This is a genomic window from Caproiciproducens faecalis (genome assembly GCF_019448085.1).
Taxonomy (GTDB): Bacteria; Bacillota; Clostridia; order Oscillospirales; family Acutalibacteraceae; genus Caproiciproducens; species Caproiciproducens faecalis.
Window position 1 is genome coordinate 590,320 of sequence record NZ_JAGFNZ010000001.1, and the last position, 14,595, is coordinate 604,914.

The 14,595-nt window shown below is 51.3% G+C and carries 12 protein-coding genes; 8 read left to right on the forward strand and 4 right to left on the reverse strand.

Annotated elements, in window-relative coordinates:
* Positions 1-155: 155 nt before the first annotated feature.
* The 4 genes from J5W02_RS02795 to J5W02_RS02810 all read right to left on the reverse strand — a co-directional run bounded on the left by J5W02_RS02795 (position 156) and on the right by J5W02_RS02810 (position 4,095).
* Positions 156-1,013 carry an amino acid ABC transporter substrate-binding protein gene (locus tag J5W02_RS02795; protein ID WP_219964119.1) on the reverse strand — a complete coding sequence of 286 codons (858 nt, stop codon included), beginning with the start codon at positions 1,011-1,013 and terminating at the stop codon, positions 156-158.
* A 215-nt stretch (positions 1,014-1,228) separates the two neighbouring features.
* Positions 1,229-2,023, reverse strand: a complete 795-nt coding sequence (locus J5W02_RS02800; RefSeq protein ID WP_219964120.1) for an ABC transporter ATP-binding protein — start codon at positions 2,021-2,023, stop codon at positions 1,229-1,231.
* Entirely contained in the window at positions 2,020-2,994 is a 975-nt protein-coding gene (locus tag J5W02_RS02805) for an ABC transporter permease (RefSeq protein ID WP_219964121.1), read from the reverse strand. Before J5W02_RS02805 ends, J5W02_RS02800 begins: the two co-directional genes overlap by 4 nt.
* A gap of 72 nt (positions 2,995-3,066) precedes the next feature.
* Positions 3,067-4,095, reverse strand: coding sequence for an ABC transporter substrate-binding protein (locus J5W02_RS02810; protein ID WP_219964122.1), 1,029 nt, complete (start codon positions 4,093-4,095; stop codon positions 3,067-3,069).
* Positions 4,096-4,425: 330 nt separating this feature from the next.
* On the opposite strand from J5W02_RS02810, the gene J5W02_RS02815 reads away from it, so the two are divergent.
* The 8 genes from J5W02_RS02815 to J5W02_RS02850 all read left to right on the forward strand — a co-directional run bounded on the left by J5W02_RS02815 (position 4,426) and on the right by J5W02_RS02850 (position 14,579).
* Positions 4,426-5,313 carry a phosphate ABC transporter substrate-binding protein gene (locus tag J5W02_RS02815; protein ID WP_219964123.1) on the forward strand — a complete coding sequence of 296 codons (888 nt, stop codon included), beginning with the start codon at positions 4,426-4,428 and terminating at the stop codon, positions 5,311-5,313.
* Positions 5,314-5,321: 8 nt separating this feature from the next.
* Entirely contained in the window at positions 5,322-6,668 is a 1,347-nt protein-coding gene (gene pstC, locus J5W02_RS02820; RefSeq protein ID WP_219964124.1) for a phosphate ABC transporter permease subunit PstC, read from the forward strand.
* The gene (gene pstA / locus J5W02_RS02825; protein ID WP_219964125.1) at positions 6,658-7,530 is read left to right on the forward strand and encodes a phosphate ABC transporter permease PstA; all 873 of its coding nucleotides are present in this window, start codon (positions 6,658-6,660) and stop codon (positions 7,528-7,530) included. The genes pstC and pstA overlap by 11 nt, the downstream gene beginning before the upstream one ends.
* 4 nt (positions 7,531-7,534) lie before the next feature.
* A complete protein-coding gene (gene pstB / locus J5W02_RS02830) occupies positions 7,535-8,290 on the forward strand; it encodes a phosphate ABC transporter ATP-binding protein PstB (protein WP_219964126.1) in 756 nt (251 codons plus the stop codon).
* A gap of 73 nt (positions 8,291-8,363) precedes the next feature.
* Complete coding sequence (gene phoU / locus J5W02_RS02835; protein WP_219964127.1) at positions 8,364-9,029, forward strand: phosphate signaling complex protein PhoU; 666 nt, start codon at positions 8,364-8,366, stop codon at positions 9,027-9,029.
* A 10-nt stretch (positions 9,030-9,039) separates the two neighbouring features.
* Entirely contained in the window at positions 9,040-9,735 is a 696-nt protein-coding gene (locus tag J5W02_RS02840; RefSeq protein WP_219964128.1) for a response regulator transcription factor, read from the forward strand.
* 12 nt (positions 9,736-9,747) lie between these two features.
* Positions 9,748-11,481, forward strand: a complete 1,734-nt coding sequence (locus J5W02_RS02845) for an ATP-binding protein (RefSeq protein WP_219964129.1) — start codon at positions 9,748-9,750, stop codon at positions 11,479-11,481.
* A 293-nt stretch (positions 11,482-11,774) separates the two neighbouring features.
* Positions 11,775-14,579, forward strand: a complete 2,805-nt coding sequence (locus J5W02_RS02850) for a cation-translocating P-type ATPase (protein WP_219964130.1) — start codon at positions 11,775-11,777, stop codon at positions 14,577-14,579.
* The last annotated feature ends 16 nt before the right edge of the window (positions 14,580-14,595 follow it).

The window sequence follows — 14,595 nt, forward strand, 5'->3', positions numbered from 1 at the left end:
AAAAAGCCAAAGGCACAGAACCGGACAGAGTCCGGCTCTATGCCGCGCGGGGGAGAAAATCTGTTTTGTCTTTCTGAGTGAAGAGAGTTCTCAGACGACAGCTATAAAACGATTCTTCGGTTACAGTATCCCTCAGAATGCAATGTGAAAGCGCTCTATTTTTCTACGGTGGTCACATCTTCACCGAACCATTTTTTGGAGATTGTCTCCATGGCGCCGTCTGCCGCCATTTCCTTCAAAACGCCGTTGAGCTTTTCGGTTAAAGCACTGTCCGTCTTGCGGAATCCGATGACATAATCCTCCGTGGCAAGGGAAGCGTCCTTACCGTCTTTATCCTGAAGCACCTTATATGCGTTGGGATTGTTGGTCAGATAGTAGCGCGCGACCACTTCGTCAATGCTGATTGCGTCAATGGTGCCGTTCTGCAGTTCCAGAACCGCTTTGGAGTAGTCGTCGATCTGTACGACGGATTTTAAGGTTTTTTTGAAATCCGCGTTTTCATTCAGTGCCACTTCCGCGGAAGAGTCCGACTGTACGCCGATGGTCTTTCCGGCCAGAGATTCAAGTCCCTGATAGGTGGAATCTGTTTTCACCAGAATGATCTGCTCATTTTTCATATAGGGAATGCTCAGGCTGAATTCCTTTTCACGCTCATCGGTTTTGCTGAAACCGTTCCACAGACAGTCGATATTGCCGTTGTTCAGTTCGGCGGTTTTGCTGTTCCAGTCAATCGGCTGTGTTTTCAGCTCGATGTTCAAACGCTTGCAGGCTTCTTTCGCAAGGTCAATATCAAAGCCAACCAGCTCACCGGTTTTGGTATCCACATATCCCATGGGAGGAAACGCGTCGTCAAGGCCAAGCACCAGCTTGCCCGCTTTTTCAACTTTTGTCCAGGATTCGTCCGCAGCAGGCGCGGAACCCGTACTCCCGGCGCTGCTGGCGGCGGCGCCGCCGCAGGCTGCGCAGGAAAGAGCAATGCCGGCCGCTAATAATAAAGATAATATTTTTTTCATTTATAATACCTCACTTCTCTTCGTTTGCCATGTTCAATGATAGTATTTTACCTTATTAGCACGCTAAAGTAAAGGGGTATTTTAAAATTTGGCGATATTGTACCAATCACAGCCGGTCATTTCCGCCCGATATACCGCGATATGGACAAAGAATTCCTATATAAAGGGCGGAACAGGCACGGAGATCATTCTCCGTGCCTGTTCCGTGAGAATTTTTAAGAAAGAAGCATCCTGTCGTTGTCCATGGCGTCCCCGCTCATGGTTTCGAATTTTTCCAGAAGGTCCTTTACCTGCAGGTTTTTCTTTTCCTGACCTTTGATGTCGAAGATGATTCTTCCTTCATGCATCATAATCAATCGGTTGCCCAGCCGGATGGCGTCTTTCATATTATGGGTAACCATCAGTGTGGTCAGGTTGTCCCGACTGACCATTTCGTCGGTCAGTTCCAGTACCTTGCGCGCGGTTTTGGGATCCAGTGCCGCGGTATGTTCGTCAAGCAGAAGAAGCTTTGGCTTCTGAAGGGTAGCCATCAGCAAGGTCAGCGCCTGGCGCTGGCCGCCGGACAGCAGCCCCACTTTGCTGGAAAGTCTGTTTTCCAGTCCAAGCTCCAGTGTTTTCAGCTTTTCCTGATAGACGGATCGCTCGCTTTTTTTGATTCCCCAGCCCAGCCCGCGCTTTTTTCCTCTGCGATATGCCATGGCAAGGTTTTCCTCAATGCCCATTTCCGCGGCGGTGCCCATCATCGGATCCTGAAACACGCGCCCCAGCAGCTTAGCACGGCGGTATTCCGGCTGTTTGGTCAGGTCGGTATCATCTAGGATAATCTGACCGCCGTCACAGGGGAAAACGCCCGCGATCAGGTTGAGCAGCGTGGATTTTCCGGCGCCGTTTCCGCCGATGACCGTAATAAAATCACCGGTTTCAATGGTCAGACTTAAATCGACCAGTGCCTTTTTTTCGTTAATGGTGTTTGCGTTGAAGGTTTTGCTCACTTTTGTCAGTTGAATCATTTTGCTTCCCCTCCGTTCGCGGCAGATGTCCTTGCACTTTTTCTGAAACGCGCGATAAAATTCTGCCATTTTTCAGCCAGATTTCTAAAGAATGCAGGGGATTTCCGCTTTACAACCGGAACCGCCAGTGCAACCGCAACCATAATGGCGGTAAGAAGTTTCAAGTCCGTAGACTTCAGGCCGAACCAGAGGACAAGGGCGATAATCACGCGGTAGATTACGGAACCAACGACCGCGGAAATCAACTTGTAGGCAAACGAGAAGCGGTTGCCCATCAGCACCTCGCCAATAATGACGGACGCAAGGCCGATCATGATGGTACCGGTGCCCATGCCGACGTCCGCGTATCCCTGGCTCTGCGCCACCATCGCGCCGGACAGCGCGACAAGGCCGTTGCTCAGCACCAGCCCAAGAATTTTGGTTTTGTCGGTGTTCACGCCCAGCGCGCGAACCATGTATTCGTTGTTGCCGGTCGCACGGACGGAGCAGCCGATTTCCGTACCGAAGAACCAGTACAGGAACCCAATCACAGCGGCGGCGAAAAGGAAGCCGATGATTAGCGAAATGATATTTACGCTGAGTGCCGGGTACAGCCCGGTCACCGTGGTGATGATGGTGGAAATGCCGAGAAGGGGAATGTTGGCCTGACCCATGATGCGGATATTGATGGAGTAGAGGGCGATCATGGTCAGAATTCCCGCCAGAATCCCCGGGATTTCCAGTTTCGTGTGCAAAAAGCCGGTGATAAAGCCGCAGACCATACCGGCTGCTAAAGCGAACAAAAGCGCCAGAAAAGGGTTCATTCCGTGAGAAATTAAAATTGCCGTGACCGCGCCGCCGGTAGCAAAGCTGCCGTCAACCGTCAGGTCGGCAAAATCCAATACCTTAAAAGTGATATAAACGCCAAGAGTCATGATGCTCCATAGAACACCCTGCGCCGCCGCGCCTTGCAATGCCTGTAATAGACCCATGATAAATTCTCCTTAACGCAACATGAGCGATAGGGGATTTTCCCCTATCGCCTTGCTGTTCTTTTTTGGTGTTTATTTGCTGGCAGTGCTCGCGGCACCTGCCTTATCCAGCAGTTCCTGCGGGATGGTCACACCGATTTTCGCGGCGACTTCTTTATTGATGGTCAGGTCGCAGTTGGTGGAATACTCAATCGGCATATCCGCCGGTTTTGCGCCGTCTTTCAGAATTTTGACCGCCTGTTTTGCGGTAATTAGGCCAAGGTCATAGTAATTGATGCCGTATGTAGCCAGTCCGCCGTTGTCCACCATGCCGGATTCGCCAACGATAATCGGCAGCTTTGCGGGCTGTGCAACCATCGAAACCGTTGCCATGCCTGCGGCGATCATGTTGTCGGTCGGGGCGTAAATTGCTTCCACCTTGCCGACAAGGGACTGAACCACCTGCTGAATCTCATTGGAATTGGATACTGTAGCGTCCACTGTTTCCAGCCCGAGTTCAGCCGCGCTCTTTTTGGCGATTTCCACCTGGAATTTGGAATTGGTTTCGCTGGAGCAGTACAGCATGGCAACCTTTTTTGCGGTGGGAATCAGCTGCTTTAACAGCTTCATCTGTTCGGCTACCGGAGTCAGGTCGGAAGTACCCGAAACGTTTCCGCCCGGCTTTTGATTGGAAGCGACCAGTTTGGCGTCCGCGGGGTCGGTGACTGCCGTGACCAGAATTGGAATGTCTTTGGTTGTGTTTGCCACTGCCTGAGCGGCCGGGGTTGCAATTGCAAGGATCAGGTCGGACTTGTCGTTTACAAGCTTGCTTGCAATGGTTTGACAGTTCGCCTGCTCGCCCTGCGCATTCTGATAATCCAGAGTAATGTTCTGGCCGTCAACGTAGCCTTCTTTTGCAAGGCCGTCTACAAAGCCTTTGTACGCCGCGTCCAGTGCGGGGTGCTCTACAAGCTGAACAATACCGATTTTCAATTTCTTTTCAGCCGCTCCGGAAGCTGCCTGTGACCCTGCAGCCGCGGATGAAGCGGGACTGCTGGAGGAACAAGCTGTGGCGGAAAGCGCAATCAGGCCGGATAACAGCAATGCGAGTGTCTTTTTCATGAATATACCCATCCTCTCGCTTAATTCTATTTTATCGCTTTAAAGTCATGCATACTTCATCGCTTTAAACTGATTTTTAAATTTTACAATATTTTTGCCGGTTAGTCAATCTTTATTTTTACTAAATATTCAAGGGGAAACTTTTGAATTTGGTCAAAGGTGTGTCGTCTAAAAAATATATTGTTTCGGATTGAGTTTCAGCGGCCGAAACGGATGGCATATTTATTTAAATTCAATCTAAACTATGTTTAACAGGGATTTAACATTGAATTCGTACAATAACAGTGTGCTAAAGAGACTGAAACATAATTTTTAGGAGGACTGTCCAAAATGAAAAAAATCATCTCTGCTGTATTAACAGCCGCGATTCTGGGCTCCGTATTTGTGGGGTGCAGTTCAGAAATTGAGGGAACCACTTCCAACGCTTCTGCGGCGGATACATCCAATACAGCCGTTTCTGAAAGCGGAGCCGCTCCTACTGAGCAGCTGAGCGGTAAACTGACATTGAACGGTTCCACTTCTATGGCGAAAGTATGTCAGGCACTGGGCGAAGCGTTCCAGGCGAAATATCCGGATGTTACGGTTGAAAAAAGCGGAACCGGTTCCGGCGACGCGGCAAAAGCAGTCAGTGCAGGTACCGCTTTGATCGGTGACCTCTCCAGAAAGATGAAGGATGAGGAAAAACCGGGAGATTATGAAATTGTACAGGTCGCCATTGACGGAATTGCCATTGCGGTCAATAAGGACAACAAGGTTTCCGGCCTGACTTCCGAACAGATTGCAAAGATCTTTACAGGGGAAATTACAAACTGGAAAGACGTTGGCGGCGAGGATGCCAAAATCACGGTGCTTGGCCGTGAAGCCGCAAGCGGTACCCGCGACGGGTTTGAGTCCATCTTCAAGGTAGCAGAAAAATGCAAATATGCCGCGGAACTTTCTTCCACCGGCGAAGTTGTTACCAAAGTAAGCAGCGACAAGGGTGCGGTCGGATATGTCTCCCTTGACTCTGTAAACGACACCATTAAGGCGGTCGATGTGGACGGTATCAAGGCGACCGAAGAAAATATCGTAAGCGGAAGCTACAAAGCACAGAGACCATTTATTGAAATCTACAAAAAAGGTACCGACAGCGATCTTGTAAAAGCATGGTTTGAATTTATGAAATCTGATGAAGGACAGGATGTCATCAAGAAAGCCGGATTGGTAACAGTAAAATGAGCATAGCAATGAACAGTGCAGAGAATGCGCTGAAAATCCAAAAAAAGAATAATGTGAAAAAAGGCCTGGCAATTGTGTTAGGCCTTATTTCCGTTCTCGCATTTTTTCTTCCGTACATTCAGTTTGTTTTTAAAAATACAACATACGTTGTCAGCGCTTTTCAGCTTGCAACGATAAGGGGCTTTCGGGTGCATGGACCGGCACTCAGCGGCCTTGTGACGATTCCGTTCCTTACTAGAATTTCGGTGGTCGCGGGCGTGCTTCTCCCGATTGCGGGAATCGTCCTGCTTTTCCTGAAAAGACCGGTGATGGCCGGCACCGCGTTTGTATTGTCCGGCATTACTCCTCTGATTGTACTGATTACCACGTCCAGCATTCAGACGGCGGTTACTCAGCTGAATATCAGCAAAATCTCCATCGCGTACCTGTGGCCGTCTATTTATATGCTGGCGGGCGGAATTGTCTGCGCGATTCTTTCCATCTGGACACAGGGAACGGAAAAGCTTGCGGAATCTATTTTTCTGGTTTTTTCCTGCGTGTCCGTCGGCTCGGTCATCCTGATTACCGTTTACATTTTTGCGGCGGGATCACCCGCCATTTTACAGATCGGTCTGGGGCAGTTCCTGTTCGGCAGAACATGGAACGCGGAAGCGGGTGTCTTCGGTATCCTGCCGCTCATCTTGTCGTCCATTGCGGGAACGGTGGGTGCTATCCTGCTGGGAGTCCCCGTTGGAATTCTGACGGCCGTGTTCCTTGCGGAAACGGCAAAGCCCCGGCTGGCCCGCCTTGTCCACCCGGCAATTGAGCTGCTGGCCGGAATTCCTTCCGTAATCTATGGCTTTTTCGGCATGCTGGTGATTGTTCCGGCTATCCGCAGCTTTCCTCCCTTCCGGAATCATACCATCGGCGACAGTCTGCTGGCTTCCATCCTGATTCTTGCCATTATGGTGCTTCCTACGATTGTCAGTGTAACGGAAACCTCCTTAAAAGCGGTGCCGCAGGCTTACCGGGAAGCGTCTTTGGCGCTGGGGGCGACGCCTACCGCTACCATTTTCAAGGTCAGCATTCCGGCGGCCAAATCCGGAATCCTTGCGGGCGTTATCCTGGGCGTAGGCCGTGCCATCGGCGAGACGATGGCCGTGATTATGGTCGCGGGCAACGTTGCCAATATGCCGTCTATTCTGGGAACGGTGCGCCTTTTGACCACCGGTATTGCTATGGAGATGAGCTATGCGTCCGGTTTGCACCGTCAGGCGCTTTTTACCATCGGACTGGTGCTGTTCGTGTTTATTATGATTGTCAATATCAGCTTTACCTATATCTCAAAGAAGGGGGTGCAGATGGATGCCGAGTAACTCTCTTTACGGAAAAAGGAAGCGTCCCTTTGACACGTTCCTCAAGGTACTGATTAATACGGCCGCCGCGGTTACTGTTGTTGTGCTTTTGGGAATTATCCTGTATATTCTATTTAACGGAATTTCTTATATTTCATGGAAGTTTATTTCCACGGCCTATTCGGAGACGAATGACGCTTTAAAGGGCATACTGCCCATGATCATCAACACCATGTATATTGTGGTTATCACCCTGCTGATTTCGGCGCCGATCGGCATTTCCTCGGCAATCTATCTGACGCAGTACGCAAAGCAGGGCAGACTGGTCAGAGCCATCCGTTTTACCACGGAAATTCTGTCGGGAATTCCCTCCATTATTTTCGGCCTGTTCGGGTACACGGTGTTCTGCATCCTGTTCCGTCTGCAGACGTCGATTCTGGCCGGATGCCTGACCATGACGCTGTGTATTCTGCCGACGATTATCCGTACCACGGAAGAGTCCTTACTTTCCGTGCCGTCGTCTTACAAAGAGGGAGCCATGGCGCTCGGCGCGGGCAAGCTGCGCGTTGTGATGGGCATTGTTCTGCCCTGCGCAATGCCCGGTGTGCTGACCGCCGTGATTCTTGCCATGGGCAGAATCGTGGGAGAAAGCGCGGCCCTGCTGTTTACCTCCGGTTTGTCCTACAATATGCCGAAAGGATTCCTCAAACAGATCTTTTCAAGCGGACGCACACTGACCCTGCATTTGTATCAAACCGCGCGCGAAGCCACGTCGCCCGACGCCATGCATATTGCCTTTGCCACGGCGTCCGTACTGCTGATTCTGGTTTTTTTACTCAACCGGCTCGCGGGACTTCTCTCCAGGGCTCTCAGGAAAGGATAGAAATATGGAAACTAAAATTTCAATTCAGGACTTAAATTTATTTTACGGCGATTTTCAGGCGCTGAAGGGGATCGGTATGGAGATACCCAAAAATAAGGTAACAGCCTTTATCGGCCCTTCCGGCTGCGGAAAATCTACCTGCCTGAAAACAATCAACCGTATGAACGATATGGTGGAAAACTGTAAGATTACGGGAAAGGTAACCATTGACGGCGAGGACATCTACGATCCCCGCACCGACGTCACCCTGCTGCGCAAACGCGCCGGCATGGTTTTCCAGAAGCCAAACCCGTTTCCCATGACGCTGTACGACAACATTGCCTACGGCCCTCGCGTTCATGGAATTAAAAACAAGCAGAAGCTCGACGAGATTGTGGAGCAGTCGCTCAGAAGCGCGGCACTCTGGGACGAAGTGAAGGACCGGCTGAAAAAATCCGCGCTCGGACTTTCCGGAGGGCAGCAGCAGCGTCTGTGCATTGCCCGCGCTCTGGCCGTGGAGCCGGATATCCTTCTGATGGATGAGCCGACCAGCGCGCTTGACCCAATTTCTACTCTGAAGATTGAGGATCTGATGGACGACCTGCGCGCAAAATATACCGTCATTATCGTTACTCACAACATGCAGCAGGCTGCGCGTATTGCCGACCGCACCGCGTTTTTCCTTCTGGGTGAGATCGTGGAATACACCGATACGCTTTCCATGTTCAACAACCCGAAGGACGAGCGCACGGAACGCTACATTACGGGACGCTTCGGCTGATTTTCAGACCGCGGCGTTCGGTTGCCTATGGCTATTTAAAAAGGAACATTGTATAATATGAGGAGGAAATATCATGCCGAGAAAAAACTTTGACCGGGAGATTGCGAATCTGATTGCACAGATGACCGATATGGGCAGCACGGTCAACCAGCGGATAGAGGACACCATTACCGCACTGCGCACCATGGACCTGGAAAAGGCGGCGGAGGTTGCGGGCAGCGACAATGAAATTGACCGCATTGAGCACAATATCGAAAAAATGTGTATGAATCTGATTGCGATGCAGCAGCCGATCGCCTCGGATCTGCGGGTCATCGCGGCCTGTCTGAAAATTCTGACGGATATTGAGCGCGAAGCCGACCAGTGCGCGGATATCTGCGATATCCTCACCATCGGCGAGTTGAACACCAACAGCCTTGCCATCACTCATGTGGTACAGATGCTGGAAGCGGCGAACGATATGTTCCGCCGGGCGATGGACGTCTTTCTCAGCCGCGACGTGGAAGCGGCGCGGAAGGTCTGCGAAAGCGACGATATTGTGGACGGTATGTTTTCAAAAATCATTCTGGAGGTCTGCGGCATCATTACGCAGAATCCGCAGAACGTCATGCGGGAGGTAGACCTGCTCTTTATTTCCAAGTATATTGAGCGAATGGGCGACCACGCGACCAATATTGCCGAATGGGTGATTTATATGGAGACAGGGGTGCATCCCGACCTGAATACCAAGGAAACGTAAGGAGGAACACATGGCTTTAGTTTATATTGCGGACGACGAACTGAATATCCGCAAGCTGGTTTCCTTCGGACTGAAGGACAGCGGGTTTGAAACCGCGGAGTTTCCGGATGGAACACAGCTGATGAGCGCTGTCCGGCAGCGCGCGCCGGACGCGATTATTCTTGACTGGATGATGCCGCAGCCGGACGGTCTGGCCGTTTGCCGGATGCTGCGGGAAAACGCGGCTACCCGCTCAATTCCGGTGCTGATGCTGACGGCGCGGGGCGAAGAGATCGACCGTGTGCTGGGGCTGGAGCTCGGCGCGGATGACTATATCGTAAAACCGTTCAGCATCAAGGAACTTTGCGCGCGCGTGCGCGCCGTTTTAAGAAGAACCGCTCGGCAGGAGGATCCTGCGGAGCAGGTGCTGACAAGTGGCGACCTCACCGTCGACATCACCCGGCACAGCGTGACCAAAGGGGAAACCCTTGTGGAACTGACTGTCAAGGAATTTGATCTGCTTGTTATGCTGATGAAAAACAGCGGCAAGGTACTTACACGCGACACGCTTCTTGATAAGGTGTGGGGGGTAGAGTATTACGGCGACACCAGAACGGTGGACGTTCATGTGCGCTACCTGCGGCAGAAAATAGAGAATAACCCCGACGACCCGGTCTTTATTCAGACGGTGCGCGGGGTGGGGTATAAATTCAGCGGACAGAATTAGTCGGAGGCTGCTATGAAAAAGAAGTTGATGCTCAGCAACGCGGTTATTATTGTAGTCGGCTTTATTGCGGCTTTTTTGGTTGCCGCCCTTCAGATCCAGCGCCAGTATCAGATTGAGTTTACCAGAAGGCTCGACACCGCGCTGAGCATTTTGTCCACGCAGCTGGATGAGATTGAAAGGAATCCTGAAACCGCCGCGACCAATGTCGGCATTGAACTGGAAAAGACCGGTCAGGAAATGCGCATCAGCATTATCGATCCGGACGGGAAAGTGACCGGTGACAGCGCGAAGGAAGAAATCAACCAGAACCACAGCAACCGGCCGGAAATTATTCAGGCAAGGAAAAACGGCCGCGGCTACGATACGCGTATCAGCGCAAGCCTGAACCAGCGTTATTATTATGAGGCTGTTTATGTGAAAGACCGGTTCTTTATCCGTGCCGCGCTTCCCACCGCAGACCTTGACAGGGTTCTGTACCGGCTGTGGACGGTTGCCGCACTCAGCATGCTGCTGGGCATCGCCATTGTCTGTATTGTGACCGGCATTCTCGTCTACCGCGTTACCGAACCGCTCAAGCAGCTCACCGGCGCGGCAAGGGAAATCTCCGGCGGTGATTATACCAGCCGTGTCACGGGCAGGTACGAGGATGAGGTGGGGGAACTTGCCTGTTCCTTCAACGTGATGGCACAGAGTACCGAATCGGCCGTTTCCCAGCTGGTCAGCAAGCAGAATCAGCTGGAGGGTGTGCTTCAGGGAATGGACGACGGTGTGCTTGCGGTCAATGCCGAAAATGAAATCCTGTTTTTGAATCAGAGTGCGCGGCGCCTGCTGGAAAAGCAGAGCCTTGCCGAAAAAGAAAGGCTGGAGGGCAGTCTTCTAATCAGTAAAATCGCCAATATGATGAAGCATGCCATCGAAAGCGCATCCTCTGGGAAAGAGACGGTGCTCTGCGGGCCGAATGAAAAGCAGTTCACCGTTTATGTATCGCCCATAGTGGGACAGGAGGAGCAGTCCGCCCTTGCCGTTATCACCGATGTCACGCGGATGCACAGGCTGGAGCAGATACGAAGCGAGTTTGTGGCGAACGTTACCCACGAGCTGAAAACGCCGCTGACCTCCATCCGCGGCAGCATTGAGCTTTTGAAAAGCGCGGACAGGGACGAGGATACCCGCCGCTATTTCTACGATGTGCTGGACATAGAAGCAGAGCGCCTTCACCGTCTGATCGACGACATGCTTGCTCTGTCACAGATTGAAAATGCCAGGGAAGATCCTTCCGTGCGCCGCTGCAGCGTCCGTCAGGAGTTGGAGCAGTGCATTGACAGGCTTGCCCCTCTGGCGGAGAAAAACAAAGTACAGCTTACGCTGGACGCCGACAGCACACTGTTTGTGGCCTGTTCTCCGACAAGGCTTCAGCAGATGTTCGGCAATCTGATTGAGAACGGAATCAAATACAACAAACCAAACGGCAGCGTTTCCGTTACGGCGCGCCGTCAGCGCCAGACGGCGGTCATTCAGGTGAAGGATACCGGAATCGGAATTGCGCCCGAACACTTCGACCGGCTTTTTGAACGGTTCTACCGCGTGGACGCCAGCCGTTCGCGCGAAATCGGGGGAACCGGGCTCGGGCTTTCCATTGTTAAGCATCTTGCCGCCCTTTATGGCGGGGAGGTCGGTGTGGAAAGCGAGGTCGGCAAAGGCAGCACCTTTATTGTGCGTCTTCCTCTTCTGAAAAACGAAGCCTGAGCATTTTTATCCATTGTACCCGCCTGCCATTTAAAATAGAGCAGCAACCTCCGGTTTAGCCGGAAGTTGCTGCTTTTTCATTTTCATTCATCTTTATACGCATATTAATATTGTATTAAGATTGTGCCTTTCAAATTGTAGATTGAATAACGAAGGTTTATAATGATTTCCTACCAGCGGGGAAAGACCTATTTTAGTACTAGATCTTTGTTCTCACTATTCTTCACCGTTCTTTTCCGGCATTATAAACTTTTATTCTTTTAGAAAGAAGGATTGGCAAACAATTGAGTACAATGGACAATACATCGGGTAATCAAGAAATCATATATAAACTTCCCGTAGATAAAGCTTATGCGGCTCTGGGAACAACTCTCCAGGGGCTGACGCAGACACAGGCGCAGGAACGGCAGAGGGAACAGGGGAAAAACCTGATTAGTTCCAAAAAGAAAAAATCTGCTGTTCTTACGTTTCTGAGCAACTTTACGCATCTGATGGCTGTGCTGCTGTGGGTGGCCGGCGCGGTAGCCTTTTTTGCAGGGATGCCGGAACTGGGAGTAGCCGTCTGGATGGTCAATGTCATTAACGGCGTTTTCAGCTTCTGGCAGGAAAGCCGTGCGGACAAGGCTACGGAAGCGCTCAAAAATATGCTGCCCTCGTATGTGCGTGTGATTCGCGGTGGAGAGGAAACGAAAATTCTGGCCGAAGATCTGGTAACAGGCGATATTATCCTTCTGGAAGAAGGGGATAAAATTTCCGCTGATGCCCGTCTGGTCGAATGCAATGATCTGCAGGTGGACCAGTCCACCCTGACGGGAGAGTCCAACCCTGTACGCAAAACAAAAGATGCCGTATTGAGGGATGATCTGACGCGGGCGGAAACGCCGAACCTGATCTTTGCGGGCACCAATGTTTCGGAAGGCAACGGAAAAGCCCTTGTTATCGGAATCGGCATGGGAACCGAATTCGGCAAAATTGCCGATCTGACTCAGAACATGGAGAAAGAAGAAAGTCCGCTGCAAAAAGAACTGAACCGGCTGACAAAACAGATTTCCATTATCGCCATCATGTTTGGTATTCTGTTTTTCCTGGCGTCATTCTTCTTTGTCAACGAACCTTTTGCCGCGTCATTCGTCTTTGCATTGGGAATGATCGTCGCGTTTATACCGGAAGGGCTGCTTCCCACAGTTACCCTGTCCCTTGCAATGGCTGTGCAGCGTATGTCTAAAAGGAACGCTTTGGTGAAGAAGCTTTCCTCTGTGGAGACGCTCGGCAGTACATCCGTGATCTGCACGGATAAAACCGGTACGCTTACACAAAATGAAATGACGGTCAGCCATTTATGGCTGGCGGAAAAAGAATTTGAAGTAACCGGCGTCGGTTATGAACCCAAGGGGGATATTCTGGAAGGCGGGAAAAAAGTCACTGCCCGCGACAATCAGGATCTGAACCTTCTGCTGACGGGCGCTGCCCTTTGCAGCAACGCCCGGCTGCTGCCGCCGAATGAGGAATCAGCCCGCTACACTGTGCTGGGCGACCCCACAGAAGCCTGTCTGGGCGTTGTAGCGGAAAAAGCGGGGATAGACGTCCATAGGCAAATGGAGCTGACTCCCCGCTTACGGGAGCTGCCCTTCGAGTCGCGTCGCAAAAGAATGACGACGATTCACCAGCTGCAAAAACCGATGGATGGTACCGATCGTATCGCGTATGTGAAGGGTGCGCCCAAAGAGGTTATGAAGCTAAGCGAATCTATCCTCGTGAACGGTCAGGTTCAGCCGATGACGGAGGAAATGCGCCGGAAGATCATGGAGGCCAACGACGGATATGCCTATGAAGGACTGCGCGTTCTGGCGGTCGCCTATCGCCTTCTGCACAAAGAAGACAATATTCCGAAAGCAATGAGTGCCTACACTCCTGAAATCATTGAACAGAACCTTGCTTTTGTGGGATTGGTGGTCATGGCTGATCCCCCGCGTCCGGAAGTTGCCGCCGCTGTGGAGGAATGCCACCGCGCCGGTATCCGTATTATTATGATTACCGGAGATTACGGTCTGACGGCTGAGAGCATTGCAAAACGCATCGGCATCGTGAAAAGCCCTAATCCGCGTGTGGTGTCGGGGCTGGAACTGGAAGAGCTTTCCGACGAGAAATTGAAGGAATATCTGAAGGATGAGATCATTTTTGCCCGTGTGGCACCGGAGCAGAAGCTTCGTGTGGTGTCCAATCTTCAGCAAATGGGCGAGGTTGTGGCTGTGACGGGCGACGGTGTGAACGATTCCCCGGCGTTGAAAAAGGCCGACATCGGAGTGGCCATGGGCATTGCCGGAACGGATGTGGCAAAAGAAGCGGCGGATATGATTCTGACCGACGACAATTTTGCTTCGATTGTCCATGCGATTGAAGAAGGCCGCGCAGTTTACAGCAACATTCGGAAATTCCTGCTCTACATTCTGAATTCCAACATGCCGGAGGCAGTTCCTTCCGCTATGTTCCTGTTTTCCAGGGGCGCCATTCCGCTTCCACTGACGGTTATGCAGATCCTTACCATCGATTTGGGTACCGATATGCTGCCGGCGCTGGGACTGGGAACGGAAAAGCCGGAAAAGGGGATTATGGATCAGCCCCCGCGTAATCAAAAAGAATCTTTATTGACAAAAAAACTGGTTGTCAAGGCATTTTTGTGGTATGGTTTATTAGGGTCCATTGCTTCGGCGTTTTCTTACTTTTTTATCAATCTGCAAAACGGCTGGCCAAGAGTGCCGCTTGCGGGTGGAGTGGACCCGATTTATATTAAGGCAACAACCATGGCGCTTGCCGGTATTGTTTTCTCGCAGATCGGGGCAGCGTTTAACTGCCGCACAGAAAAGCAGTCCGTTTTTCAGGTTGGGCTGTTTAGCAACAAACAGGTGAATTTCGGCATTGTCTTTGAGGTAATCCTGATTATTGCGCTGATTTTCCTGCCACCCCTGCAGTCCGTTTTCCATACGGCACCGCTGAATTTGCAGGATTTTATCATTTTGTGTGTATGGCCTCCGGTAATTCTGGTGCTTGAAGAGGTAAGAAAGGCATTTCTGCGAAAGAAAAATGCCAGACGCTATTAAAAAAACAGAGAGGTGA

Bases quoted from the DNA above. Each gene is read 5' to 3' on its own strand.
- J5W02_RS02845 (WP_219964129.1), top strand. From the start codon at position 9,748: ATGAAAAAGAAGTTGATGCTCAGCAACGCGGTTATTATTGTAGTCGGC.
- pstB (WP_219964126.1), top strand. From the start codon at position 7,535: ATGGAAACTAAAATTTCAATTCAGGACTTAAATTTATTTTACGGCGAT.
- phoU (WP_219964127.1), top strand. From the start codon at position 8,364: ATGCCGAGAAAAAACTTTGACCGGGAGATTGCGAATCTGATTGCACAG.
- J5W02_RS02805 (WP_219964121.1), bottom strand. From the start codon at position 2,994: ATGGGTCTATTACAGGCATTGCAAGGCGCGGCGGCGCAGGGTGTTCTA.
- pstC (WP_219964124.1), top strand. From the start codon at position 5,322: ATGAACAGTGCAGAGAATGCGCTGAAAATCCAAAAAAAGAATAATGTG.
- J5W02_RS02815 (WP_219964123.1), top strand. From the start codon at position 4,426: ATGAAAAAAATCATCTCTGCTGTATTAACAGCCGCGATTCTGGGCTCC.
- J5W02_RS02795 (WP_219964119.1), bottom strand. From the start codon at position 1,013: ATGAAAAAAATATTATCTTTATTATTAGCGGCCGGCATTGCTCTTTCC.
- J5W02_RS02810 (WP_219964122.1), bottom strand. From the start codon at position 4,095: ATGAAAAAGACACTCGCATTGCTGTTATCCGGCCTGATTGCGCTTTCC.
- J5W02_RS02800 (WP_219964120.1), bottom strand. From the start codon at position 2,023: ATGATTCAACTGACAAAAGTGAGCAAAACCTTCAACGCAAACACCATT.
- pstA (WP_219964125.1), top strand. From the start codon at position 6,658: ATGCCGAGTAACTCTCTTTACGGAAAAAGGAAGCGTCCCTTTGACACG.
- J5W02_RS02840 (WP_219964128.1), top strand. From the start codon at position 9,040: ATGGCTTTAGTTTATATTGCGGACGACGAACTGAATATCCGCAAGCTG.
- J5W02_RS02850 (WP_219964130.1), top strand. From the start codon at position 11,775: ATGGACAATACATCGGGTAATCAAGAAATCATATATAAACTTCCCGTA.